27 protein-coding genes and 1 pseudogene are annotated in these 24,812 nt (G+C 62.6%); 20 read left to right on the top strand and 8 right to left on the bottom strand.

What is annotated here, in order from left to right:
- Positions 1-309 precede the first annotated feature (309 nt).
- Entirely contained in the window at positions 310-1,371 is a 1,062-nt protein-coding gene (locus tag D2E22_RS03175; protein ID WP_126031678.1) for a LacI family DNA-binding transcriptional regulator, read from the top strand.
- 203 nt (positions 1,372-1,574) lie between these two features.
- On the opposite strand, the gene D2E22_RS03170 is transcribed toward D2E22_RS03175, so the two are convergent.
- Positions 1,575-2,687 (bottom strand): sensor histidine kinase, encoded by a 1,113-nt coding sequence (locus D2E22_RS03170; protein WP_126031677.1) that lies wholly within the window; start codon positions 2,685-2,687, stop codon positions 1,575-1,577.
- Positions 2,687-3,316: a response regulator transcription factor gene (locus D2E22_RS03165; protein WP_164518398.1), complete on the bottom strand. Its 630-nt coding sequence runs from the start codon at positions 3,314-3,316 to the stop codon at positions 2,687-2,689. Before D2E22_RS03165 ends, D2E22_RS03170 begins: the two co-directional genes overlap by 1 nt.
- Before the next feature lie 187 nt (positions 3,317-3,503).
- Between D2E22_RS03165 and D2E22_RS10850 the strand changes: the two genes are divergently transcribed.
- The 6 genes from D2E22_RS10850 to D2E22_RS03140 all read left to right on the top strand — a co-directional run bounded on the left by D2E22_RS10850 (position 3,504) and on the right by D2E22_RS03140 (position 8,119).
- Entirely contained in the window at positions 3,504-3,626 is a 123-nt protein-coding gene (locus D2E22_RS10850; RefSeq protein WP_277600005.1) for a hypothetical protein, read from the top strand.
- A 27-nt stretch (positions 3,627-3,653) separates the two neighbouring features.
- Positions 3,654-4,577 carry a radical SAM protein gene (locus tag D2E22_RS03160; protein ID WP_126031675.1) on the top strand — a complete coding sequence of 308 codons (924 nt, stop codon included), beginning with the start codon at positions 3,654-3,656 and terminating at the stop codon, positions 4,575-4,577.
- Entirely contained in the window at positions 4,567-5,337 is a 771-nt protein-coding gene (locus D2E22_RS03155) for a zinc metalloprotease (protein WP_126031674.1), read from the top strand. Before D2E22_RS03160 ends, D2E22_RS03155 begins: the two co-directional genes overlap by 11 nt.
- Positions 5,338-5,341: 4 nt before the next feature.
- A complete protein-coding gene (locus tag D2E22_RS03150; RefSeq protein WP_126031673.1) occupies positions 5,342-6,091 on the top strand; it encodes an ABC transporter ATP-binding protein in 750 nt (249 codons plus the stop codon).
- The gene (locus tag D2E22_RS03145; protein WP_126031672.1) at positions 6,088-7,491 is read left to right on the top strand and encodes an FtsX-like permease family protein; all 1,404 of its coding nucleotides are present in this window, start codon (positions 6,088-6,090) and stop codon (positions 7,489-7,491) included. Before D2E22_RS03150 ends, D2E22_RS03145 begins: the two co-directional genes overlap by 4 nt.
- Positions 7,492-7,630: 139 nt before the next feature.
- The gene (locus tag D2E22_RS03140; RefSeq protein WP_126031671.1) at positions 7,631-8,119 is read left to right on the top strand and encodes a hypothetical protein; all 489 of its coding nucleotides are present in this window, start codon (positions 7,631-7,633) and stop codon (positions 8,117-8,119) included.
- Between the two features lie 212 nt (positions 8,120-8,331).
- Here D2E22_RS03140 and D2E22_RS03135 read toward each other — a convergent pair whose 3' ends face one another.
- From D2E22_RS03135 to fbaA, 4 genes are all read right to left on the bottom strand, one after another.
- Positions 8,332-8,706, bottom strand: a complete 375-nt coding sequence (locus D2E22_RS03135) for a fluoride efflux transporter FluC (protein ID WP_126031670.1) — start codon at positions 8,704-8,706, stop codon at positions 8,332-8,334.
- The gene (locus tag D2E22_RS03130; RefSeq protein WP_126031669.1) at positions 8,706-9,527 is read right to left on the bottom strand and encodes a fluoride efflux transporter FluC; all 822 of its coding nucleotides are present in this window, start codon (positions 9,525-9,527) and stop codon (positions 8,706-8,708) included. Before D2E22_RS03130 ends, D2E22_RS03135 begins: the two co-directional genes overlap by 1 nt.
- A gap of 148 nt (positions 9,528-9,675) precedes the next feature.
- Complete coding sequence (locus D2E22_RS03125) at positions 9,676-10,962, bottom strand: adenylosuccinate synthase (RefSeq protein WP_126031668.1); 1,287 nt, start codon at positions 10,960-10,962, stop codon at positions 9,676-9,678.
- 127 nt (positions 10,963-11,089) lie between these two features.
- The gene (gene fbaA, locus D2E22_RS03120; protein ID WP_126031667.1) at positions 11,090-12,154 is read right to left on the bottom strand and encodes a class II fructose-bisphosphate aldolase; all 1,065 of its coding nucleotides are present in this window, start codon (positions 12,152-12,154) and stop codon (positions 11,090-11,092) included.
- 17 nt (positions 12,155-12,171) lie between these two features.
- On the opposite strand from fbaA, the gene D2E22_RS03115 reads away from it, so the two are divergent.
- Entirely contained in the window at positions 12,172-13,617 is a 1,446-nt protein-coding gene (locus tag D2E22_RS03115; RefSeq protein WP_241218149.1) for a polysaccharide deacetylase family protein, read from the top strand.
- A 25-nt stretch (positions 13,618-13,642) separates the two neighbouring features.
- On the opposite strand, the gene D2E22_RS03110 is transcribed toward D2E22_RS03115, so the two are convergent.
- Positions 13,643-14,521, bottom strand: coding sequence for a LysR family transcriptional regulator (locus D2E22_RS03110; protein ID WP_126031666.1), 879 nt, complete (start codon positions 14,519-14,521; stop codon positions 13,643-13,645).
- A 187-nt stretch (positions 14,522-14,708) separates the two neighbouring features.
- Here D2E22_RS03110 and D2E22_RS03105 point away from each other — a divergent pair, with 187 nt between their 5' ends.
- From D2E22_RS03105 to D2E22_RS03080, 6 genes are all read left to right on the top strand, one after another.
- A complete protein-coding gene (locus tag D2E22_RS03105) occupies positions 14,709-15,752 on the top strand; it encodes a zinc-dependent alcohol dehydrogenase family protein (RefSeq protein WP_126031850.1) in 1,044 nt (347 codons plus the stop codon).
- Positions 15,753-15,813: 61 nt separating this feature from the next.
- Entirely contained in the window at positions 15,814-16,638 is an 825-nt protein-coding gene (locus D2E22_RS03100; protein ID WP_126031665.1) for an SDR family oxidoreductase, read from the top strand.
- 60 nt (positions 16,639-16,698) lie between these two features.
- A complete protein-coding gene (locus D2E22_RS03095; RefSeq protein ID WP_126031664.1) occupies positions 16,699-17,175 on the top strand; it encodes a flavodoxin in 477 nt (158 codons plus the stop codon).
- A 40-nt stretch (positions 17,176-17,215) separates the two neighbouring features.
- Positions 17,216-18,238 (top strand): aldo/keto reductase, encoded by a 1,023-nt coding sequence (locus D2E22_RS03090; RefSeq protein WP_126031663.1) that lies wholly within the window; start codon positions 17,216-17,218, stop codon positions 18,236-18,238.
- A gap of 77 nt (positions 18,239-18,315) precedes the next feature.
- The gene (locus tag D2E22_RS03085; protein ID WP_126031662.1) at positions 18,316-18,708 is read left to right on the top strand and encodes a hypothetical protein; all 393 of its coding nucleotides are present in this window, start codon (positions 18,316-18,318) and stop codon (positions 18,706-18,708) included.
- Positions 18,709-18,816: 108 nt separating this feature from the next.
- The gene (locus D2E22_RS03080; RefSeq protein WP_241218148.1) at positions 18,817-19,578 is read left to right on the top strand and encodes a DUF4234 domain-containing protein; all 762 of its coding nucleotides are present in this window, start codon (positions 18,817-18,819) and stop codon (positions 19,576-19,578) included.
- Here the strand turns inward: D2E22_RS03080 and D2E22_RS03075 are convergent.
- Positions 19,560-20,477 carry a LysR family transcriptional regulator gene (locus D2E22_RS03075; protein WP_126031661.1) on the bottom strand — a complete coding sequence of 306 codons (918 nt, stop codon included), beginning with the start codon at positions 20,475-20,477 and terminating at the stop codon, positions 19,560-19,562. The genes D2E22_RS03080 and D2E22_RS03075 overlap by 19 nt on opposite strands.
- Before the next feature lie 165 nt (positions 20,478-20,642).
- On the opposite strand from D2E22_RS03075, the gene D2E22_RS03070 reads away from it, so the two are divergent.
- The 6 genes and pseudogenes from D2E22_RS03070 to D2E22_RS03045 all read left to right on the top strand — a co-directional run bounded on the left by D2E22_RS03070 (position 20,643) and on the right by D2E22_RS03045 (position 24,707).
- Positions 20,643-21,629 carry an alpha/beta hydrolase gene (locus D2E22_RS03070; RefSeq protein ID WP_126031660.1) on the top strand — a complete coding sequence of 329 codons (987 nt, stop codon included), beginning with the start codon at positions 20,643-20,645 and terminating at the stop codon, positions 21,627-21,629.
- Between the two features lie 203 nt (positions 21,630-21,832).
- Complete coding sequence (locus D2E22_RS03065) at positions 21,833-22,276, top strand: cupin domain-containing protein (protein ID WP_126031659.1); 444 nt, start codon at positions 21,833-21,835, stop codon at positions 22,274-22,276.
- Between the two features lie 151 nt (positions 22,277-22,427).
- The gene (locus tag D2E22_RS03060) at positions 22,428-23,180 is read left to right on the top strand and encodes a carboxymuconolactone decarboxylase family protein (RefSeq protein ID WP_126031658.1); all 753 of its coding nucleotides are present in this window, start codon (positions 22,428-22,430) and stop codon (positions 23,178-23,180) included.
- Positions 23,181-23,276: 96 nt separating this feature from the next.
- Entirely contained in the window at positions 23,277-23,756 is a 480-nt protein-coding gene (locus D2E22_RS03055; protein ID WP_126031657.1) for a methylated-DNA--[protein]-cysteine S-methyltransferase, read from the top strand.
- Positions 23,757-23,763: 7 nt separating this feature from the next.
- Positions 23,764-23,913 (top strand): annotated as a pseudogene (locus D2E22_RS10755) (type II toxin-antitoxin system mRNA interferase toxin, RelE/StbE family); the annotation flags it as partial.
- Positions 23,914-24,260: 347 nt separating this feature from the next.
- The gene (locus D2E22_RS03045; RefSeq protein ID WP_126031656.1) at positions 24,261-24,707 is read left to right on the top strand and encodes a flavodoxin family protein; all 447 of its coding nucleotides are present in this window, start codon (positions 24,261-24,263) and stop codon (positions 24,705-24,707) included.
- Positions 24,708-24,812: the final 105 nt, after the last annotated feature.

Genomic DNA, 24,812 nt, shown 5'->3' with positions numbered 1-24,812 from the left:
TTGTATCGAACCGGTTCGATACTGACGATTATGACACCGGTCCGACGGTTGCGCAACATGATTGCCCGCTCGGCGTGTCGAACCGGTTCGATACAACAGGCAGGCGGCCAGCGCTATCCACCCATCGACCGCAGACGACCATCGCGGCTGCCACCACGGCGGTCACCGGTCGCGCCATGACCGGCACCGGAGCGCGCCACATCTACAATGGGATTCGCCGAACCGGCGCGACACGAGCGGGCGCCAGCCCCGCGGATACGCGTCGGACCGGCATCGGCAACACCATGGCATACCAGACAGGAGGCACGGATGGTCGGCATGCGCGACGTCGCGAAACGCGCGGGAGTCTCGGTGAGCAGCGTCTCACTCGTCATCAACGGCACCGGATACGTGTCGCAGGACATGCGCGCGAAGGTCGAGCAGGCGATGAGCGACCTCAACTACGTCCCCAACGAGCTCGCCCGCCACTTCTACCACGGCCGCACCGGCATCGTCGGCGTCATCGTCCCGACGATTCGCCATCCGTTCTTCGCGACGCTTACGTCTCAGCTGCAGCGCGAGTTCTCCGCGCGCGGACTGCGCACGATGCTGTGCTCGACCGTCGATTCCGCGAACGGCGAGGCGCAGTACGTCGACATGCTGCGCCAGCGCAGCCTCGACGCGCTCGTCGTCGCCGCGCATACGACGCACGATCCCGACTACTGGGCGTCGATCGGCCGCCCGATCGTCGCCTTCGACCGCAATCTCGGGGCGCGCATCGCCCAGGTGAGCTCGGACCATGCGCACGGCGGTGAATTGATCGCCGATCTGTTGATGCGCACGCACGCACGGCGCGTGGTCATGGTAGGCGGTCCGCGCGCGCAGTTCGGCGATCTCGGCGAAGGCCGCACCACATTCCCCACCGTCCGATATGTCACCACACTGGAAAACCATCTCAATGAATCACATATCGCGCACGCGTACATCGAATCCGGCGAGGTGTTCGAACTCGCGGGCATGTGCAGCGCGGTGCGCCGCGCGTTCGACGAGCACGCCGACATGGACGCGTTCGTCGGCTCCGACCTCGCCGCCGCATTCGCCGTGCAGGAGGCTCGCGCGCGCGGAATCGCCGTACCCGAGCGACTGCAGATCATTGCGTACGATGGCACGATCATCACCGACTGCGCGGGACTGCCGCTCACTTCGGTGGTGCAGGATTTCACCCGGATTGCGCACACGATCGCCGAGCAGGTGGAGCGCGAGATCGAGAATTGCGTGCGCACAGAGAACAGTGTGACCGACGATTCCTCCGTCGATTCCCACGCGCAGAACGAATCGACTGAGTCGATCATTCCGGTGACGCTGCATGAGCGTGCCACCACGCGTCGGTGAGTGCACCTCGTGAGCCAGCACGTTGACGGCGAAGACGCACTTCGGAGTGTGCACCGAATGTTGATGTCGGCGTATCTCGCTTAACGGCTGACATCAAGGGCTCATTTGGCGGGATCAGTCGCCGGAAATCCTTGGAAATCCGTCACCTGCATGCATGACTATGCGTCTTAGTGTCATCCGTTAGGCGAGATACCCTGCCGTCATCATTTGGCACGCAACCCATTGTTTGGAACGACCACTCGCGTATGCCAGATTGTTCCGTTGAGCTCGCAGATCACACTGCCACCGCATGCCTCCACTGCCTGCCGCAGTGAATCCAGACCGGTGCCGGAGGCCGGGACACCGTTGTTCCGCACCGAATTATGCGAGTCGATGCATACGTGTTCCGCAATATCGAGCGTCATATCGTATGGCGCAGGTTCGCCGTGCCGCATGATGTTCGCGCCGAGTTCATGAACCGCGCGATGCGCGAGCGCAAACACAGCAACCGGAATGCCACCCGCGTCACCGGTCAGCTTGATCGAGCCGGAGAATCCCAGATTGCGCAGCCTCGATTCCACGCGGTGAATCTCTTCGGCGAGGACCGCGGATTGATTGGCACGCTGTTGTGCTCGCAGCGCCCCATCATGATGTGCAGGAGCGAGCTCGTGTACGAGATCGCGCACGCTGCACAACGCATCTGAGGCACTCTGTGCCATCGTCGCGAACTCGGCGCGCGCATGGTCGTCAAACCGCGGATCGGCGGCATCTTTGCGCATGTGCAGCATGAGATACGACATCTCGGCACTCAGTGCATCGTGAATCTGCGCGGCAAGCCGCTCCTGCTGTGCGAGCTGACGCTGGCGCTGACGCGAACGATTGCGTTGCCTGGTGATCTGCACAAGCTCGCCGATCATCCATGCGGCCCAATAGGTGACGGCGATCATGAGACTGCTACTCACTGGCTGGTCGCGCACCACGGAACGCTCGCAGAACGTGGAGACAGTGCAGATCAGCGGCAACAGCGCGGTAAGAGTGCTCGCGGATTGCGCCGCCGTGATGCCGAACGCCGCCCACAGACCCCATAATTGAGTGGTTCCCGCATCGCCATGCGTCATGAACATCCACACGACGTGCAGCGCGACCATGAGACCCGTGCATGCCACCGGCGACCAGATCGTTCCGACAAGCAACAGGCAGTGCACGAGCGTGAACAGCGTACCGACCCACGGATGCGTAGGCAACAGGGACCATTCAAGCGCCGTGAGCAGCAGCGCGACGATCATGACGGCAACGACGGTTGGAGAGGGGCGGCGCAACTTGGACATCGCCACCATCAGATGAGCCCCTTGCGTATGCACATGGCAATGAGATGCGCGCGCGTATGCACGCCGAACTTGCCCATGGCACGTTTGACGTGCTCGTTGACGCTCGATTCGCGAATGTCGAGCATGCGCGCGATCTCCGCAGTGCTCAAACCGTCGGCGCACATGCGAATGATCGTGCATTGCATGGCTGACAATGCCGGTATTGTTGCAGTCGGCTGGCTGAGCAGATTCGCGTGCGACTGCTCGCACGTGGGGAATCGACTGTCCACGGGAAGACCTTGCGCAGCAAGTCGAACCGCGTCGAGCAGCTCCTCATTCGAGGAATCCTTGTAGACGAGTCCTTGCGCGCCGGATTGTGCGGCCATCTCAATGGATTGCGATGTCGTGAACGCGGTGATGAGCAGAATCCCCATGTGCGAGGTGACGTGACGAATGGCACGGGCCACGTCGATGCCGCCCATCACAGGCATCTCCAGATCGGAGATCAGCACGTCGGGCAGTCGCCCCTCCTCAAGCAATGCCATGCAGGAGTCGACGGCCTCCTCCCCTGTGCGCCAGCAATAGTCGGTGATCATGTGTGGGTCGAGCATGGCCAGCAGTTCTCCGAGCATGCGGCCGACCATGGCATCGTTGTCCACAATCGCAATGTGAATCTCAGCAGTCTCATCTGTTCCCGCCATCGCTCCAGAGACCCCCTCCTTCTCTTATGCTTGCGGCGAAACGTCCACCAAATAGGGGACTTCTTTCTCTCATCTCCACCGTAGCAAACGTTTTAGATTTATGAATGCCCCTAACCACAAAGCGAGAAAAGAGAAAGGAGACACCATGCTGCACAACGATGAGGAGTCCTTGCTGAGTGCATTCGCTTCAGACACACAGCTGGTAGAACTGGCCGACCAAGACGATCTTGGGTATTTCGTGACGGCCGGAACCATCTTCCATTGGTAAACAAAAGACTTGGAGCAAATATTTAGTATGACTACAATCGGTGTTGTAATCGATCAAAAATGCAATATTAGATGTGCTCATTGCTGCTTTGCTTCAAGTCCTCAAAGCGAGCTGCATCTATCAGATGATGAGGTACTTCGCATTGTTGATGGTGCGGCTCGCAATATTAATGTCGACACGATAGCAATCAGTGGCGGCGAAGCACTTCTAAGATTCCCACTCATTCTCAAATGTGCACAGATCGCTAAAAGCAATAACAAAAAATGCACAGTCATGACCAATGGGTTTTGGGGTATTACTTCAATATCCGCAGATGCCAAAGTACGTGCATTACAGAAAGCCGGGATTAGTTCGCTAGGATTCAGCGTAGATGATTTTCACGAAGCACACATTCCCATCTCAAGAATCCAAAACTGCCTGAACGCCTGTCGGGAAAATAGGATGCAATGCTCCATAGATATGGTCGTTACCAAAAATCATACGGGAGCATCACTTCTAGAAGCACTAGGCGAGGCGGTTCTCGGTGTGCCTATTTTTCGCTATCCATTGCAACGAGTGGGTCGCGCAGTCAGCATCCCCAGCACAGACCTATTCCGTCCAGAAGACTCTTCCGCCAACTTGCATTGCCCAGGGTTTCAGGTGACTTATCACTTCGATGGAAAAGTGTACCCATGTTGTTCTCCATCAGCATTTCAGGAAACGTACTCTCTTGGCTCAACGAAAGAAATAGATGTCAACAAGGCCTTGCATACCGTGCAATACAACCGTCTATTTTCACTCATGAGGAAAGAGGGTTTTGGCTGGTTAATGGATCATGCTCGGCTTGATGGAGTACCTGGCCTTCCAGACCCGCCATACATTAATGTATGCGAAGTCTGCAATCAACTCTTTTCTAATGCCGAATTCTTGAAGTGGCTGACCACATCGGAGACTATTAAAAATGAAAAGTAGCTCTTACTTCCGTATTAAAGAGAGTGGATGCGAAATTTTTTCATTTAACAATGTCTGCATATTAAAGCAATCAGACACCGGCAAAGTCTACCAAACCACCAACAAAGAATTAGTCGCTCTCGCACAAACGAAAGGAACTCCTGAGAATGAAGCAATAAGTGACAGATCGTGGTGGGCTTACGTAATTGTGCTTTCCGTATCGGTCTTCTCTGCATGCCTACTAACAATGTACATCGCCTTCACCTATAAAATATACATCACATGGAATATTCTTTGGAAGGTAGGAGCGTATAGCCTTTCCCAGATGTTCCTTCACGAAGGCGCACATTACCTCGCTCTTCGCCTATTTGGCAGAAAACCCGATTGCGCGGGAATAAAAATCAACTACTACATATTTCCTGCATTTTATATTAGAATGAACGACGTAAATCTCCTCCACAAAAGGCAAAAGTTTACTGTTCACAGCTCTGGAGTACTAGCAAACTGCATCACAAACAATATTGTCTTAGCATATGCCATGCATCAGCAATCATGGAACCTAATAGTAGTTGCCTGCTGGTTTGGCATCGGAATCCTCTGGAATGCGATTCCGCTACTTGACTCCGATGGCTATAAGGCACTGCTTGCAATCCTATCTGAACAGCAAACTAAAGACAAGAGAAACAACTGCCAAATAATTAAGACAATAAATACAATAAATATCATTGTTGTAATTATATATATCCTTTATTATTTAATACTTCTAGCGAGAATGATGTAATCGTATGAATAATGTCAATGCTTCTATCCGTTGCCGAGACATCAGCAAGGTATTCCGCGATGGCCATGGCACTGTGCGAATTCTCAACGGTGTGAGTCTCGAGATCCACGCCGGTGAGATGGTGGCGATCATGGGGCGTTCGGGGGCGGGAAAGTCGACGTTGCTGTCATGTCTGGCAGGGCTGGAGAACGTGGATTCGGGAACCATCGAGCTGCTCGGGAACGATATGCGAGGCCTCTCGCTGTCCAAACGCGCGAAACTACGCCGTACCGACGTAGGATTCGTGTTCCAGCAATACCAGCTCGTGCCGTATCTGACGGCCTCGCAGAATGTGGCACTGCCTCTCCAGCTCGGGCACCGGCACATCACGAAGTCTCAGATTCGCGAGGTGTTGGCAGCGGTTGGCATGGATCAGTATGCCAACGAGCGTACAAGCAACCTGTCGGGCGGAGAGCAGCAGCGCGTAGCATTGGCACGCGTGCTCGCACAACAGCCACGCATCGTGCTGGCCGACGAACCCACAGGGGCGCTCGACACCGCGATGGTTGCCACGGTGATGCGACTGCTGCGCGCATGTGCCGGCACAGACCCGAACGCATCGCGTGGGAGTGTGCTCATCGTCACGCACGATCCGCTCGTCGCAGCGCAATGCGACCGGATTCTCATGCTGCAGGACGGGCGCATCGTCCGCGAGCTGCAGACGCAGGACGTGGCCGTGGTGGCTGGAGCGTTGACCACGGTGGTGGGCGCATGAGCGGGGTGGTCAGCGGGGGCGCAGCAGGCGCATTCCTTAGACTCGTCGTGCGAGACACCGCGCATTCCATACGCGTCTGGCTCTCCGCAGCCGTTGTGTTTCTAACCCTCGGATTCAGCACAGCCGTGCTGTGCCTCATGTGCACAGCGATTGCCGATGCACAGTCCATCGGCAGCATCGGCGCCGAGTCAGCGTCAGGCCTATGGTCCATATGGGGCATGCATGTGTTTTTGACTGTGGTGGTGGGCTTCACCGCAGTCAGTGGCACGTTGCGGCAGGTATTCGACGCACGCTCGGAGATTCTCGCCCGGCTTTCGCTCGCCGGCGCGTCCCCCGCGCAATGCGCGCTCATATTCGCCATGCAGATCGCCGCAGCCATTCTCGTCGGCATGGGGATTGGGATTGCCGTCGCATGGCCGCTGATGGGTGTGGCATGCCAATGGATCATGACGCATGTCGCCGGATTGCACGGCGTATTGACTCCCCGCTATTCACATACGGCCATACTCGTTGCCATGCTGTGCCTGCTCGGCATCTCATTCGCCGCCACCGCGGTCAGGGCACGCCGCCAGCTTCGCGTCACCCCCGCGCAACAGGTGCAGCTGTGGCGCAATCCGCAAGCACGAACATCGTGGATTCGTCTGGCGTTCGCCATAGCCCTCGCCGGTGGTCTGGTCGGTCTTGTCTGGCCAACCGTCGGGGCCGCACGCAGCGGCCGCATGGTCATGAGCGCCGATTCATTCGTCCCCGCCGGCATGGGGGTTTCCGCGCTCGCCGCCATAGTATGCGTGGTCGCCGGCCCATACTGCGCCTTGGGAATCGTACGCGCATGCACGCGGCTGCTCCCCCATTCGGCCGTCGGTCGTTTGGCGCTCTGTGCCTTCACGGACCGGCCGGCGCAGGCACTTGCCGCCATCAATCCAATGACGCTATGCGTGGCATTGCCTCTCGGTGTGATTGCGCCGGCATGGACGCTTGCTTCCGCGCTCAACGCACACACAGGGGGTGGTTCCAGCGTGCGGGCCGATATGAGTTCCTTGTTCACACTGTGCGCACTGCCACTGCTCATTGCACTCAGCACTGCACTGGCATCGTTGATCATGGAGGGTAGGAGGCAACGCGAGTCCATGATTCTCAGCGCCTTGGCCGGAGCCACCCCCGTTCAGCAGGTCATGCAGCAGGTATTGCAGGCGATCATTGCAGTCTGCGCGGCGAGTGTACAGGCGGCCTTCTGCATATGGTTGGGCTCGTGGTGGACCGCACAGGTCATGGCACCGACATTCGGAGCAGTGCCTGCAGTCTTCCCTCTCAAGTGGTGGCTGCTCTCATCAGTCCTGCTGCTCGGCGCATGCGCACTAATCGAACTCGTGATCACAGTACCGCACATTATGAAGCCTTAACCCCATATGCGGTCGGCATCAGCTTCTCAAAACAATCAACAAACATTAGAATGAAACAATTATACCAAAAACTATCCCATTATTAGACATGCATGGTCTCACCTCAGTAAAAAAGAATACCTGGATTTAGGGTTGAATCATGGCGCATCTTCTTTCTCTTCCCGGAATCACATGGTACGGATTGCTCGCTGCAGCCATTCTGGTGATCAATGTGCCTGTGCAGCTGTATTCCCTTGTGGCCATACTGATGTACCCGCAGTACCTGAGGAAACGGCATCTCGCCTGCCTGGCCGTTTCAGTCGCGGCAGGATTCGTCGCATATTTCCTTTTCGTCAGGAATCCGGCGGGTCCGACAGGAGGCACGTGCATCGGAACACCCATCTTTGATTTGGGGATGGAACACAGTTACACATACCAGCAGAGCGCATGGGACGGATCAGCCGACCATGGGCTTGATTGTGCGGTACGATCAGTACAGCACTATGCATGGGGATGCGTCGCACTCCTGCTGTCCTGCTCATGCACAGGCTGGTGCCTGCATCAGTGCCGTCGCGCGCGCATGAAGAAAAAACAGTTGGAATCAGGAAAGAAAGATGACGATGCCGCACAAACCAGCGTGGAATCATAATTCTCATTTTCTTCATGAAACCCACTGAGTAATCGGCCTGAAACAAAACAGTTGAGACTCAGCCGAAACCTGCCACCGAGAATCTGTCAGTGACAGAAAACGACTGGGTCTCAACTGTTTTGCGCCACTGACACTCCCCCGGAAAAGAAAACCGCCGAGGCCCAACCGGAAACTCTCGCAAGATGAGGAAAGAGAAGCAGTTACCGTGCGCACTAGTGGCCGAAGGAGACGAGCCACCAGCCGAGGATCACGGCGAGGAACGGCACGACGAGCGTGGTGAGGAAGTAGAACGCAGCCACGGTGAATTGACGCGTGCGCGTGAGCGAGACCATTTCGTTGATCGCCGTGGAGAACGTGGAGAAGCCGCCGAGGAAGCCGGCCACGAACAACAGGTACGTGGAATAGCTGACGGTCTGGTAGAAATAGGCGCCGGCGGCCATGCCGGCGAGCATGGCCGCGATGATGTTGATGATGAACGTCGAAAGCGGGTAGGCTCGGTTCCACCAGCGCTGGATTGACGTGTTGAGCACGAAACGGGCGACGGCGCCAAGGCCTCCGCATATGCAGACGAGCAGGAACGCGCCCATCACTTCACCTCCCCGGTCAGCGGATCGGCGTGGACGACCGGGATCTCGTCGGTCTGCGGATTGGCGTCGTCGTATGGCATCGCATCGGCGGCAGCGGCATCGGTCGGCACGCGCACGCCGATCGCCGGCTTCGGCTGCTCCTGATTGCGCAACGCGTCGGCCACGGCGAGGCTGGCCGAGCGCACCGCCGTGAGTTTGAGCCCGAGCCACGAGCCGAACCAGGCGACGATGATGCCCGCGATGAAGCTCAGCACCGTGTAGATGATGAAGCTCAGATAGCCGCTGTTGTGCAGCGCCGTGATGTCCTCGATCATCATCGCGGACAACGTCGAGAAGCCGCCGCACATGCCCATGCCGACGCCGCGGCTCGCAAGCTGTCGCACCCGTTTGCGCAACCAGATCGCTTGGGACATGTAGGACGTGAGCAGCGCAAAGATGAAGCAGGCGATCATGTTCGCGAGGAAGGTGGCCGGATGGAACGCCATCCACAGCGGGGAGTCGGAACCCGGATACGGCAATGCGAGCCACAGCCCGTAACGCAGCGCGGTGCCGACGCAGCCGCCGAGGAACACGACGAGATAGACCATGCCGTCGGCGAGCGGATTGAAGCGCGCCTGCATGCGCTTCATCGGCGCCAACGGGACGCTCGGCGGCTTGCGCGCGGCGGCGGCCCCGGTCGGATGGGGCTGCATCAGCTCCTTGCGAAGGTCGCCGGTGTCCTCGGCCGTCATCGGCGCCGCCGACGCCGATGACGGTCCGGGTTTTTCGGACTCCGCGGTCTGCGACGCCGGTTGTTCGGACTCGTTGTGTTGCGTGTTCATACGAAAATCACCGCCTCAATACAGCTCTGGGTTTCGGCGTGTGCTGACATGATAACCCGTGGAACATGGAAGGGCGCCGGACGGTCCTCGTCATGGACGGCCCGGCGCCCGTTGAGCAATAGCGTGCAACGGATGGATACGGATGGATTCAGTCGATGAGCGAGTGGATCTGGATGATGTGGTCGCGCTGCGGACCGGTGCCGATCACCGAGATCCGGCAGCCGGACAGCTCCTCGAGCCGCTTCACATAGGCCTGGCAGTTCGCCGGGAGGTCCTCGAAGCGATGCACCTGCGAGATGTCCTCGGTCCAGCCCGGCATCGTCTCGTAGATCGGCTTCGCGGCGGCGAACGCGAACTGGTCGGTCGGCATGTCGTCGTAGCGCACGCCGTCCACGTCGTAGGCGACGCAGATCGGGATCTCCTCAAGGCCGGTGAGCACATCGAGCTTCGTCAGCACGATGTCGGTCAGACCGTTCACCTGCGTCGCATAGCGGTTGACGACGGCGTCGAACCAACCGCAGCGGCGCGGACGACCGGTCGTCACGCCGTATTCATGGCCCTGGGCGCGCAGCCAGTCGCCCCACTCGTCGAACAGCTCGGTCGGGAACGGGCCTTCGCCGACGCGCGTCACGTACGCCTTCGAGACGCCGATGACGCGGTCGATCTTCGTCGGGCCGACGCCGGTGCCGGTGCACGCGCCGCCCGCCGTCGGATTCGACGACGTGACGAAGGGGTAGGTGCCGTGGTCGATGTCGAGCATCGTCGCCTGGCCGCCTTCGAACAGCACGGTCTTGCCGTCGTCGAGCGCCTGGTTGAGCACGAGCGACGTGTTCGCCACGTACGGCTTGAGCCGCTCCCCGAGCTCGAGCAGCTCCTCGACGGTCGCGTCGACGTCCACCGGGCGGCGGTTGTACAGTTTGACGAGCATCTGGTTCTTCTGGCGCAACGCGTTCTCGACCTTGTCGCGCAGATGCCCCTCGTCGAAGAGGTCGGCCACGCGGATGCCGATGCGGTTGATCTTGTCCGCATACGCAGGGCCGATGCCGCGGCCGGTCGTGCCGATCTTCTTCTTGCCGGCGAAACGTTCGGTGACCTTGTCGATCATGCGGTGGTACGGGGCGATGACGTTCGCCGACTCGCTGACAAGCAGGCGTGAGCAGTCGATGCCGCGGCTTTCCAGGCCGTCGATCTCCTCGAAGAGCACCTCCGGATCGACGACGACGCCATTGCCGATGACCGGGGTCGCGTTCGGGCTGATGATGCCGGACGGCAGCAGATGCAGCGCATACGATTCGTCGCCGACGACGACGGTGTGCCCGGCGTTGTTGCCGCCGTTGAAACGCGCTACGTAATCGACCTTCGTTCCAATCAGGTCGGTCGCCTTGCCTTTACCCTCGTCGCCCCATTGGGCGCCGATCAAGACGATTCCTGGCATGCTCCACCTCCGCTGGTTCTCCGGATCCGCCGAGGACAGATTACCGTAGCCCCTCTACGCGGGCCTTGCAGCCCACGTAGAGGAACTCCCCCAACACGGGTTCCCCAACGATCGCGTAGGCGCCGCGCTACCTGAGCGCGCGCCCGGCCGAACCGAGCTGGCGGCACGCCTCGACGACGCGCGCCGCCATCGACGCCTCGGCCTCCTTGCCCCACGAACGCGGATCGTACTTCTTCTTGTCGCCGACCTCGCCGTCCACTTTGAGCACCCCGTCGTAGTGGCGGAACATGTGGTCGGCGATCGCGCGTGTGAACGCGTACTGCGTATCGGTGTCGATGTTCATCTTGACGACGCCGTACGAGACGGCTTCGGCGATCTCCTGCGGCGTCGAGCCGGAGCCGCCGTGGAACACGAGCTCGAAGGGTTTGCCGTCGGGCACGTTCGCGTCGAGCGCCACGCCGATCTCGCCAGCGGCCGCGCGGTCCCACACGCCGTGCTGGATCTGCTGCAGCAGCTGCGGGCGCAGCTTGACGACGCCCGGCTTGTACGCGCCGTGCACGTTGCCGAAGGTGAAGGCGGCCATGTAGCGGCCGCGTTCGCCGAGCCCGAGCGCCCGGGCGACGGCGACGCCGTCCTCGACGCTCGAATACAGCTTCTCGTTGATTTCGGCGCTGTGGCCGTCCTCCTCACCGCCGACGGCGCCGATCTCGATCTCGAGCACCGTGTGCGCGCGCACCGACTTGTCGAGCAGTTCGCGCGCGATCTCGAGGTTCTCGGCGAGCGGCACCGTCGAGCCGTCCCACATATGCGACTGGAACATCGGCTCGCGTCCGTGCGCGACCTCGTCGATCTCGATGTCGAGCAGCGGGCGCACCCATTCGTCGAGATACTGCTTGGCGCAGTGGTCGGTGTGCAGCGCGACGGTGATGTTCGGGTATTTCCTCGCGACCTCGTGCGCGAAGGCAGCGAAGGCGAGCGAACCGGTGACGCGGTCGAGTACACGCTGGCCGGAGAAGTAGGCCGCACCGCCCACCGACACCTGGATGATGCCGTCCGATTCCGCTTCGGCGAGCCCCTGCAGCGCGGCGTTGAGCGTCTGCGAGCTGGTGACATTGATCGCAGGGTACGCATAGCCCCCCTGCCGCGCGGCGTCGAGCATCTGCGCGTAACGTTCCGGAGTTGCGATAGTCATGCCTCCTATCTTATGGCGTGTGCGCATGCACCGTGCCGCAGCCGACCGCGAAACGCGATGCTAAGCTGGGCTGCAGCACAAAGGCGGCCTCCGCGGCCGCGACCGGCAGCGCACGGGGAGGGCGGTTCACGGTGTCGCACAACAGGGACGGACATACCGACGGGGACGGCTACGACGAGGATCTGCAATCGCTGGACATCGACGGCAACGACGACGAAGAGGAGGAGGACGTCGCCGCCGTCGAGGAGATCGATTTCCAGGGCAGCGCGAAGCCGCCGAAACGGCCGCACGGGACGATGGGCCCGGTGGCGGCCGCCGTCGTCACCGTGCTCGTCGCGCTCGTCGTCGTCGCGCTCGGTGCGGGCGCATGGTGGATGTGGCGATTCCATTGGCGCTCCGTCGACGTGAACGTCGACGGCGAGACGGTGGCGGCGCGCGCGGACACGACGATCGCCCGCTTCCTCGATGAGCACGACGATTTCGGCCGCGCGCGCGGCCGTCTGCTGTCGCTCAAGGGGAAGGTGCTCGACAAGGACGGCGGCGAGCAGGTCGCCGTCAGCATCAACGGCGCGGCGGTGCCGGCCGCCGACTACGGCACGACGACGATCGCCGACGCCGGGACTATGACGGTCACGCCCGGCAAGGACGTCACCGAGGCGCATACGAGTGAGACGCGCACGAAGCGCTACGGCACCGACATCAATCTCAACAACGGCCCGATCCAGGTCGTCACGCAGCAGGGCGAGGACGGCCGGGAGGAGGTCTGGATCGGCGAACGCTCGAAGGAGGAGGTCGTCCACAAGGAGATCAAGCCGGCGAAGAAGCTCACCGTGCAGTCGTTCGCGCCGCAGCCGGCCGGGAGGAAGGTCATCGCGCTCACCTTCGACGACGGTCCGAGCCAGTACACCGGGCCGATCCTCGACATCCTCAGGAAGAAGAAGGTGAAAGCCACGTTCTTCGACCTCGGCGAGGAGGCGCTCGCCTATCCGAAGCTCGAGCGGCGGATGGTCGAGGAGGGCCACCAGGTGGCGTCGCACAGCGTCAGCCATCCGTACATGCCGGACATGTCGCGCGACGACCTGCGCAAGGAGATCCTCACCGGCTTCGCCGACCTCGAACAGGCGAGCGGCACGAAGACGCGCGTGCTGCGCGCGCCGTACGGCGCCTTCGGCGTGCAGCAGTGGAAGGACGCGGCCGACATCGTCGACATGAACGTGCTGTGGAGCATCGACACGCTCGACTGGAAACGCCCCGGAAAGAAGGCGATCCACGACGAGGTGCTCAGGAACGCATACAACGGCGCGATCGCGCTGATGCACGACGGCGGCGGCGACCGCACGCAGGACATCGAGGCGCTGCCTGGCATCATCGACGATCTGAAACAGCAGGGCTATTCCTTCGTCACGATCGACGAACTGTGTGCGATGGGCGGCGTGCCGAAGCCGGCGCGGGGCGGCGCATAGACGATCCGCGCGCGGCGGCCGCAAGTCACAGCACGATCGCGCGCAGCTGCTGCAGGAACGCCTGCGAGGCGCGCGACAGCTCGCGGTCCTTGCGCCAGATGACGCTCACACGGATGCGCAGCTCCGGTTCGAGCGGCTTCCAGACGAGTCCGGCGTCCTCCCCCTCCTCGATGAGATGGTCGAGCGTCAGGATGTAGCCGAACCCCTCGCGCACGAAGCGCGACGCGTTGAACGGCAGGTTCATCGTGCCGACGATGTTGAGCGGCGCCGGCAACGCGTACCATCCGGACAGGTCGCGCCGTTCGATCGTGCCGGAGGAGACGATGAGCGGCATGTCCTTGAGCAGCTCGTTCGTGACGCCGGCGCGGCCGGCGAGCGGATCGTCGGCGCGCATGCCGACGCCGAGCCGGTCCTGGCCGGGCAACGCGAGATGATCGAAGCGCGCCATGTCGGTCGGCTGGACGACGACGGCGAAGTCGGCGAGGCCGTTGTTGAGCCGTTCCACGTTGTTCGGGCCGTTGTCGTCGTGCAGGTCGAAGCTCACATGCGGGTACAGCAGCCGCGTCTGCGCGGCGGCGCGGCCGACGTAGTCCATCGCCGAGGTCTGCGCGGCCGTGATGTGCACGACGCCCTCGACCTCGTCGTGCATGTGCACTTCTGCGCGGGCGCGGTCGGCGAGCTCGATGATCTGCCGCGCGCGCCGGTAGAACACCTGCCCTTCCTTCGTCAGCGAGATCGTGCGGCCACGGTTGCCGCGGTCGAAGAGCCGCACGCCGAGATCCTTCTCGAGCTCCTTCATCTGCCGCGACAACGCCGGCTGGCTCATGCGCAGCGCGTCGGCGGCCGCGGAGATGCCTTCCTCCTGCACGACGGCGACGAAATGACGCAGCAGTCGAATATCCATGATCGTTCCTCCGATTACTTCTTACATTCTTTTCCTGCATATGATTATATCTGAGTTCTGTATTTGTAATAGATTCAACATCCCTCTACCGTAGCCTATGACGAACCGGTTCGATATCGCAGACCGGACCGACCAGACGACGATGGAGGCACATATGACCGATGCGACCAAGGACACGACCGCGACGATGAAGGCCGCGGTGTTCGTGGAACCCGAACATATGGAGGTGCGCGAGGTGCCGCGCCCGGGAATCGAGAAGCCGACCGACGCGATCGTGCGCGTCCTCAAGGCCTGCGTGTGCGGATCCGACCTGTGGTGGTTCCGCGGCATCAACGAACGCGAGCACGGTTCGCTCGTCGGCCATGAGGCGATCGGCGTCATCGACGAGGTCGGCCCCGACGTGCACGACATGAAGCCCGGCGACTTCGTCATCGTCCCCTTCACCCACGCCTGCGGCCACTGCGTGCCGTGCGAGAAGGGCTACGACGGCAACTGCCTCAATCAGGAGCCCGGCGGCAACGCCGGTTATCAGGCCGAATACATGCGCGCGACGTGGGCGGACACGGCGCTCGTCAAGATCCCCGGATCGCCGGCCGACTACAGCGACGAGCGGATCGCGTCGCTGCTGGCGCTCTCCGACGTGATGGCGACCGGCTACCACGCCGCATGGAGCGCGCGCATCGAACCCGGCGACACCGTCGTCGTCTACGGCGACGGCGCGGTCGGCCTGTGCGCGGTCATCGGCGCGAAGCTGCTCGGCGCCGGCCGCATCATCGCGATGAGCCGCCACGAGGACCGCGCGAAGCTCGCCCGCGAGTTCGGCGCGACCGACATCGTGGCCGAACGCGGCGACGAAGCGGTCGCGCGCATCATGGAGATGACGGACGGCGCCGGAGCCGACCGAGTCCTCGAATGCGTCGGCTCCGAGCAGAGCATCGAATCGGCGGTGCGCAGCGGACGGCCGGGCGCCTATGTGAGCCGCGTCGGCGTGCCGCATACGAGCGACATTGACGTCAACGCGCTGTTCTGGCGCAACGTCACGCTCACCGGCGGCATCGCGTCGGTCGCGGCGCACGACAGGTCGACGCTGCTCAAGGCCGTGCTCGACGGCCGCATCGACCCGGGCAAGGTCTTCACGGCACGCTTCGACCTCGACCATGTGCAGGACGCGTACAAGGCGATGGACGAACGCCGCGCGATCAAGTCGATGATCGACATCGCCGAGGCGTGAGCGCGCACACGGACGCGACATCCATGCGAGCCGCGTCGGGGACGAAAGGATCGATGATCATATGAGGCCGACCCATGTGTTGTTCGTCGGCGCGAGCGGCAGCGTCGGACGCTACGCGGTGCGCGAAGGCGTCGCGCGGGGATACCGGGTGCGCGCGCTCGTGCGCGACGCGTCGCGCGAATGCTTCGGGCCGAACGTCGAGATCTGCGAAGGCGATCTCAAGAACGTCGACGACATGCGCCGCGCGCTCGACGGCATCGACGGCATCGTGTTCACGATGGGCGCGAACGGCGGTCCCACGCTGAACGAGGACGTCGACTACGGCGCCGTGAAGAACGCGCTCGACGCGCTCGACGGCCGCAGGGCGCGCATCGCACTGATGACGGCGATCGGGCTCGCCGCGGACATGGACACCGAGTACAACCGGGCGACGCAGGCGCACGACTGGAAGCGCCGCAGCGAGCGCCTCGTGCGCGCCTCCGGCAACGAATACACGATCGTGCGGCCCGGCTGGTTCGACATGGAAGGCGCCGACGAGCACCATCTGCGCTTCCGGCAGGACCAGAGGCATGTCCCGACGGGGCCGGCCGACGGATCGGTCGCGCGCCGGCAGATCGCGCAGACGCTCGTCGCCGCACTCGGCTGCGAGGAGGCGGACCGCAAGACCTTCAACCTCGTCGACGAACTCGGCCAGCCGCAAAGCGACGCCGAAATCGCCCCGATGTTCGCGGCCCTCGAGGCCGATCCGCGCGATGCGCCGTTCGACGGCTACGACGATCCGGACAACTTCCCGCTGCACGCGCAGCCGAAGCGCGTGCGCGAGGAGCTCGCCTACGTCGAGACGATGGCTCACGCAACCGCAACGATGACGCACGCGCGATGCTGAGCGCACGGGCGACCATCATCGCGATCACAGCATCCTCAGCATTCACGAAAGGAAATCGACATGACGAACAAACTGGTCGTCTACATCACCGGAACCGGCAACACGCGCCGCGTCGCCGAGCATCTCGCCGACGCGATCGGCGCGGATCTGCGTCAGATCGTCCCCGCCCCGCCGTTCACCGACGCCGATCTGGACTGGACGAACCCGGACAGCCGCAGCTCGAAGCAGCATGAGGACCGCTCGATGCGCCCGGCCCTCGCCGAGGATCCGTCGACCGACGGCTACGACGAGATCTTCCTCGGCTACCCGCTGTGGTGGGACACGGCGCCGCGCGAGGTGCGCACATGGCTCGAGGCGCATGACCTCGCCGGCAAGAAGCTCACGACCTTCGCGACGTCGTCGTCGAGCACACGCGGCGCGCTCGGCACGCAGCTGCACGGTTCGGCGCCCGACGCGCAGTGGATCGACGGGCGTCGTTTCGACGTCGACGCGAGCGAGGGCGAACTGCGCGGCTGGGCCGATTCGCTCGGCATGTGAGCGTCACAGCAACACCACGACCAACGGCAAGGAGCACCCCATGCAATACACCACCCTCGGCCCGAGCGACCTCGAAGTCTCACGCATCTGCCTCGGATGCATGAGCTTCGGCGATCCGAACGACGGGCAGCACAGCTGGACGCTCGACGAGGACGCCTCGCGCGCAATCGTGCGGCAGGCGCTCGACTCGGGCATCAACTTCTTCGACACGGCGATCGTCTACCAGCACGGCGCCTCCGAGGCGTATCTGGGACGCGCGCTCGCATCGATGGCGTCACGCGACAGCGTCGTCGTCGCCACGAAATTCCTGCCACGCACCGACGAGGAGATCGCACACGGCGTCAGCGGGCAACAGCACGTGCGCGACAACCTCGACGCAAGCCTGCGGCACCTCGGCATGGACCATGTGGACCTGTACATCTACCACATGTGGGACTGGCGCACGCCGATCGAAGCGATCATGGAAGGCCTCGCCGACGCCGTGGCCTCCGGCAAGACGCGGTACATCGGCGCGGCGAACATCGCGGCATGGCAGCTGGAGAAGGCGAACGCCATCGCGCGCGAACACGGTTGGCCGCAGTTCATCTCCGTACAGAACCATATGAATCTGCTGTTTCGCGAGGACGAACGGGAGATGCTGCCATGCGCAAGCGAGGAGGGCATCGCGCTGACGCCGTACAGCGCGCTCGCGAGCGGACGACTGAGCCGTCAACCCGGCGAGACGAGCCGACGGCTGCGCGAGGACGCCTTCGCCCAAGGCAAATACAACGCCGCGGCGGCGATGGACGCCGACATCATCGACGAGGTCATGCGCATCGCCGACGAGCACGGCGTGACGATGACGACGGTCGCGCTCGCATGGCTGCTCACCAAGGCGACGGCGCCGATCATCGGCGCGACGAAACCGCATCATCTCGACGGCGCCGTCGCGGCCGTCGATTTCGAGCTCAGCGACGATGACATCGCCGCGCTCGAGCGCCCATACCGTCCGCATCCGATCGTCGGCGTCATGGCGCAGAACACCAAGGAGAACGCGGCCGTCGCCAAGAGCTGGGGCAAATGACCGCCACCGCCGCCCCCGCGCCGCGTAGGATGGAACGCGCATGACGAACGACCACGGCACGGGAACGGAGACGACGGATGACGAACAGGGATCGACACGACGGCGGGCGCACCGACACGACGGCCGCCACACGGCCGCGGGCGGCGCTCGCCGTCGTCGCCGCGCTCATCGTCCTTGGATACGTCCTCGTCGCGCCGGTACTGCTGTCGTCCTTCGACGGCGCGCCGAACGACGCGATCGGCGCGTGGCTCGACCGTTCGACGACGAACGTGTGGCTGCTCGTCGCGGGTACGATCGCCGGACTCGGCTGCTGGATCGGCGCCGCGGTCGTCGAGAAGCGGCACCGCCCGCAGGGTCGGATGAGCGGCTGGAAGTCGCTCATCCGCCCGGTCGTGACGATCGTGACCGGTCTGTGCGGCTTCTGCGTGTGCTTCTCGCTGCCGATGCTGTGCCTGCTGCATCTGGGCTGACGTCCACCATTATTCCCCGCCGGAGGTTGTATCAGGACGGCTTGTGCGTCTACACTCGAAGAGGACCCGTGCAACGCCGCATGGGCGGCATGACGGAGAGGAACCACGATGACCGACAACATGCACCCGCAGATCCCGATGCCGGCATTGCCGCCGCGCCCGGACGAGACCGGCGCGGCGCCGCAACCCGCATCGTCGCAGGCGCCCTATCCGGGCACATCGGCGGCGACGCCACAAGCGCAGCCGCAGCAGCCGTATCCGGACTACCCGGCCTATCCTGAGCAGCCGGCACAGCCGTATGAGCAGCCGGCGGCCACGGCGTACATGTCGACACCGGCCGACGCGGCGGGCACGACGCCTCCCTACGGCGGCGCGAACATCCCGCCGTCGACGCCGGCGGACGGCGCGCCGACGCCGAACGGATACGGGCCGCAGCAGCCGATCCCGGTGACCGTCGTGCAGCAGGCCCCCGCGTACAAGCTCAAGACGAACCGCGGCCTGCTCAAATACATCCTGCTCGGCCTGATCACGCTCGGCATCTACGACATCGTCGTCATGTACGACGTGACCGAATCGACGAACATGGTCGCCACCCCGCATGACGGCCGCAAATCGACGAACTACCTGCTCATGTTCTTCCTGTTCGGATGGCTGTCGCTCGGCATCGCCTGGCTCGTCTGGTACAGCAACCTGTCGGACCGCATCGGCAACGAACTGCAGCGCCGCGGCATGCCGCGCGAAGTGAGCATGGCCGATTTCTGGCTGTGGAACATCCTCGGTGCGCTGATCATCGTCGGGCCGTTCATCTACCTGTACAAGCTGCTCAAAGCCACGAACATGATGTGCGAGGACTACAACGCGCGCGGCTGATCCGCAGGCGCGTCGTTCGGCTGCGCGGGCGACGCCTCGCGCAGCTGGCGCACGAACCGTTCGGCGATCGGGCTGAGCGGGCGGTTGCGCCGCCACACCAGATGCAGTTTCGTGTCGAGTTCCGGCCGCAGCGGACGGAATACAAGCCCCGAGTCCGCGCTGGTGTCGACGATGCGGTCGAAGCTCAGCAGCACGCCGAGCCCTTCGCGCGCGAAGACGGCGGCATTGTAGGCGAGGCCGAAGGTCGCCTCAAGCCGCAGATCGGGCATGCGCGACCCGGCCCAACGCGCGATCTCGTATTTCCAGCCCTGCTGCGAGCAGAACAGCGGTTCGCCGACGAGATCGTCGATGCCGATGGTGCTGCGAGACGCCAATCGATGGCCGGCGGGCACGATGACGCCCCACCGATCGACGTCGGGGAACGTCAGCGCCTCGTATTTCGTGAGATCGGGGTCCTGCGCGAGCACCGCGAAATCGAGCGTGCCCTGGTCGAGATGCTCGAGCACCTGCGCGGAGACGCCGCTCTCGACGTGGTAGCGCAAATCGACGCATCGCTCACGCAGCCGTCTGATCTGCTGCGCGAGGTAGCGGATCTGATACGACTCCGCGAGACCGAAATACAACGTGCCGCCGGTGATGCCGCCGAGTGACGCGAATTCGTCCTCGATGCGGTCCGCCATGCCGACGAGGTCGCGTGCGCGCTCACGCAGCACCTGCCCTTCCTTCGTCAGCGTCAGCCCGAAGCTGCGGCGTACGAACAGCTTCATGCCGAGCTCATGCTCAAGCGATCGGATGAGCTTCGACAACGACGGCTGCGACATGTGCAGATTGGCTGCGGCACGGGTCATGTTCTCTTCACGCGAAACTTCGAGGAACGCGCGCAACGCCCGGATCTCCATCGGCTTCCTTTCGCAACATTATTCTTCTAATGAATAATGATTATACTAATCCACTATTTGCGTTATAGCGCTGCGGGGACGATACTGACGATCACAAGACATCAACGCAATGCATCCGCCGCGCATCATCGCACATGACGCGCGGCCTTACGAAGGAGATCACCGATGACGGCACTTGAGCTGACTCCGGCCTGGGACAAGGTGTTCCCGCACAGCGACAAGGTCGAACACAGCAAAATCACATTCCACAACCGCTACGGCATCGAACTGGCCGCCGACGTCTACACACCGAAGCACGCGCCGGCGAACGGCAGATTCAAGGCGATCGCCGTCTCCGGCCCCTTCGGCGCCGTCAAGGAGCAGGCGAGCGGCCTGTACGCGCAGACGCTCGCCGAACGCGGATTCCTCACGATCGCGTTCGACCCGTCGTTCACCGGCGAGTCGGGCGGTTCGCCGCGCGCCGTCGCCTCCCCGGACATCAACACCGAGGATTTCTCGGCTGCCGTCGATTACCTCGCGAACTGCCGCGACGTCGACCCCGACGGCATCGGCGTCGTCGGCATCTGCGGCTTCGGCGGCATGGCGCTCAACGCGGCCGCGAACGACCCGCGCATCAAGGCGACCGTCGCCTCGACGATGTACGACATGAGCCGCGTCACCGCGAACGGCTATTTCGACGCCGACGATTCGCCCGCCAAACGCAACGAGACGCGCGCACAGCTGGGCAAACAGCGCACCGAGGACTACGCGAACGGCGACTACGCGCGCGCCGGCGGCGTCGTCGACCCGCTGCCGGACGACGCCCCGCAGTTCGTCAAGGACTACCACGCCTACTACAGGACGCCGCGCGGCTACCATGCGCGCTCGGTGAACTCGAACGACGGCTGGAACATGACCTCCGCGCTGTCGTTCATGAACATGCCGTTGCTGAGCTACATCGACGAGATCGAGAACCCTGTGCTGCTCATCCACGGCGAGAAGGCGCATTCGCTGTATTTCTCGAAGGCCGCATATGAGGCGCTCGAGCACGGTGTGAACCCGGCGAACAAGGAACTGATGATCATCCCGGGCGCCAACCACACCGATCTGTACGACAATCTCAACGCGATTCCGTTCGACGCGATTGAGCGGTTCTTCGGCCGCAACCTCTAGGCCCCATATGTTCGGCCGCGCATCATGCATGCACAGCCGAACATATACGCAACCGAATGCATGCAGAACGATTATGCATGACATGCGATTTCACTATTTGCCGCATATCACGATCGGCCCCATACTATGAACCGGCAGCGCATGGGCACTACGAGGTGAAGAGGGCCCGCCCACGCGCAATGACGGCAGATGGAGGCTTCATCATGAACAACTATCCGATTCCGGTCGGCGTTCCGACCGCATACGCGCAGTCGCTGATGTTCCCGGTGGGCGCACCGAACGACGCCTACGCGCAGTACTTCACCGGCAAGAGCTGGCTCGCGCCGATCTCCGGCGAGCAGGTCAGCATGGCCAACGTCACCTTCGAGCCCGGCTGCATCAACCATTGGCACATCCACCACGCCACGAAGGGCGGCGGTCAGATGCTCATCTGCGTCGGCGGCCACGGCTACGCGCAGATCGACGGCCAGGAGCCGATCGCGATGACGCCGGGCACCGTCGTGCACATCCCGGCGAACACGAAGCACTGGCACGGCGCAGCTCCGGGCAGCTGGTTCTCGCACATCGCCATCGACGTGCCGGGCGAAGGCAAGAGCAACGAGTGGCTCGAGCCGGTGGACGAGGCCGAGTACGGCAAGCTCGCCTGAGCGATGGCCATACCACGCGCCGGGCACGCCGCCTTTGCGCAGACGTGCCCCCGCTCCCCCATCCGGCGGGTCGCGACCTTCGACGCGAGCCGCCTTTCCCCTTTGATCCCATCCGCATGTTTCATCCGATCCCCCACGAAACCAGGTCATCATGACGCATACCCAGATCGATCACGACCGCGATCCAAACGACGAGCTCATCCGCACCGACCCTCATTTCGTTGACCGTCTGCTGCACTTCGCCGACGAGGAGGTGGCGCAGGATCCGGACACGAGGCTCGATCCCGAAACGCGCTACCTCGCGATCCTCGCGACATTGCTCGGATGCCAGGGCGTCGACGAGTTCCGCATCCAGCTGACGCGCGCACTCGACGCCGGCCTTTCGCCGATCGAGGTGAAGGAAGTCGTCTATCAGGCCGTCGACTATCTCGGCCTGGGACGCGTGCGCCCGTTCCTCGACGTCACGAACGATGTGCTTGAAGCGCGTGGCGTGAGGCTGCCGTTGCCCGACCAGACCACGACGACGATGGACGACCGCCTCGAAGCCGGCAACGCGAAGCAGGTGGAGCTGTTCGGCGAAGGCATGGACAAGAGCTACGAACGCGGCAAGATCAACTACTGGCTCGCCGACAACTGCTTCGGCGACTACTACACACGCACCGGCCTGACGGACCTGCAGCGTGAGATGATCACGTTCTGCTATCTGTCCGCCCAAGGCGGCGTCGAACCGCAGCTCACCGCGCATGCGAAGGCGAACATCGCCTTGGGCAACGACGCCGGTTTCCTGCGCAAGGTCACGCTCCAGTGCCTGCCGTATATCGGCTATCCGCGTACCCTCAACACGCTGCGCATCGTCGACGAAGCCGACAAGGCGCTGCATTCCGCGCAAACCGGCGGTCGTTGATTACGCAGAATCGGTGAGCATTCACGTCGTGCCGACGCACGCCATCCGGCCGCCTTCTATAATCATGGCAGCATACGTATCAAGGAGGAGGACGCCATGCAGGGATTCGCGACGTATATGGGCACCTATGGTCCTGTGAGGATCGATTGGCAGGACGACGCGGTCACCGGACTGCGCATCGTCACCCGGGACGACCACGAACTCGACGGCGACGGCACGCCCACGACGCTCACCGACAGGACCTTCGACGAACTCGAACGGTACTTCGCCGGCGAGCTGCGTGAGTTCACCGTGCCGGTCGCATTCACGTTCGGAACCCCGTTCCAGCGCGCCGTATGGCATGCGCTGCAGCAGATCCCGTACGGGCAGACGCGCACCTACACGCAGATCGCACAGGCCGTGGGACGCCCGAAGGCGGTGCGTGCGGTGGGATCGGCGAACAACCGCAACCCGATTCCGTTCATCGTGCCGTGCCATCGCGTGATCGGCGCGAACGGCAATCTCGTCGGGTATGCCTACGGCGTGGAGATGAAGCGTTCGCTGCTGCTGATGGAGATGCACGCCCTCGGGCAGTGACACGAAGCTGCTCGGCACCAAAGTATATAAAGACCATCCGCTCGTTGGAAACTGGCGCAGGTACCGCGAAACACACCTCGAAAGCGATTGGCCGCTCATCTACCGCATAGAAAAGCACGAGCTCCAATTGGTGTTGACACGCACCGGCTCGCATAATGACCTCTTCCGAACGGCAATCGTCACTCACACCAAAGCGCTACCGGTCGAACAGCCAGCCCATGATCTGCGAATCGTGGGAGAACAGCCGCGCGCCCTCGGAGAACGCGAAGGAGCTTGGGCTGCTTGCCCGTCAGACGATCCGCACGCGCCGGCGCCCCAGATCATTGCGATTGCGAGCGCCAGCGCACCCCCACGCCGCAGGTTTCGCATGGTCATATGGCATCACTCCAATCGGCAGCAAGGTCATACGTGTTCGGCATATGATAGTCCGCGCTACGAGGAGTCGCTACCGGCAGTCCGCGCATACAGTATTCGCACCGGCCAAGCAACACATAAGGAGATTCCATGGGTATTCTGTTCATCAATGGCGGCGAGATCAGCGGCAACACTGCACACCTCGGCCACGCATTCCTCGAAGGCCGCGATTTCACGCAGATTGATCTCGCCTCGCTCAAGGTGTACGACTACGGCACCCATTTCGCCGACGACCAGTTCGACGAGGTGTTGGACGCCATGAAGGCGGCCGACACAATCGTAATCGGCTCGCCGGTGTACTGGCATGACATGAGCGGCATGACGCGCTGCCTGCTCGACCGCTGCTATGGTCCGGTCTCCACCGACGACCTCGCCGGCAAACGCCTCTTCTTCCTGTTCCAGGGCGGCACGCCAACGCAGCAGATGTACGAGCGCGGCGAATACACCATCCGCCGTTTCGCCGGTCTGTACGGCATGGAGTACATGGGCATGGCTCGCAATGCGAGCGAGGCGCACGCACTCACCGCCAAGCTGTGATCACATACCCTTGTTTCGCGATCTGCCCGCAGATTCGCACATAGCCGACGCAATATGCGCAGGGGTTTCGCCATCTCGTTGCTGACTCACGAGCAGACGACGAAA

Origin of the sequence: Bifidobacterium castoris, from assembly GCF_003952025.1 — a bacterium.
GTDB lineage: Bacteria > Actinomycetota > Actinomycetes > Actinomycetales > Bifidobacteriaceae > Bifidobacterium > Bifidobacterium castoris.
This window is presented reverse-complemented; position numbering and strand designations above follow the sequence as displayed.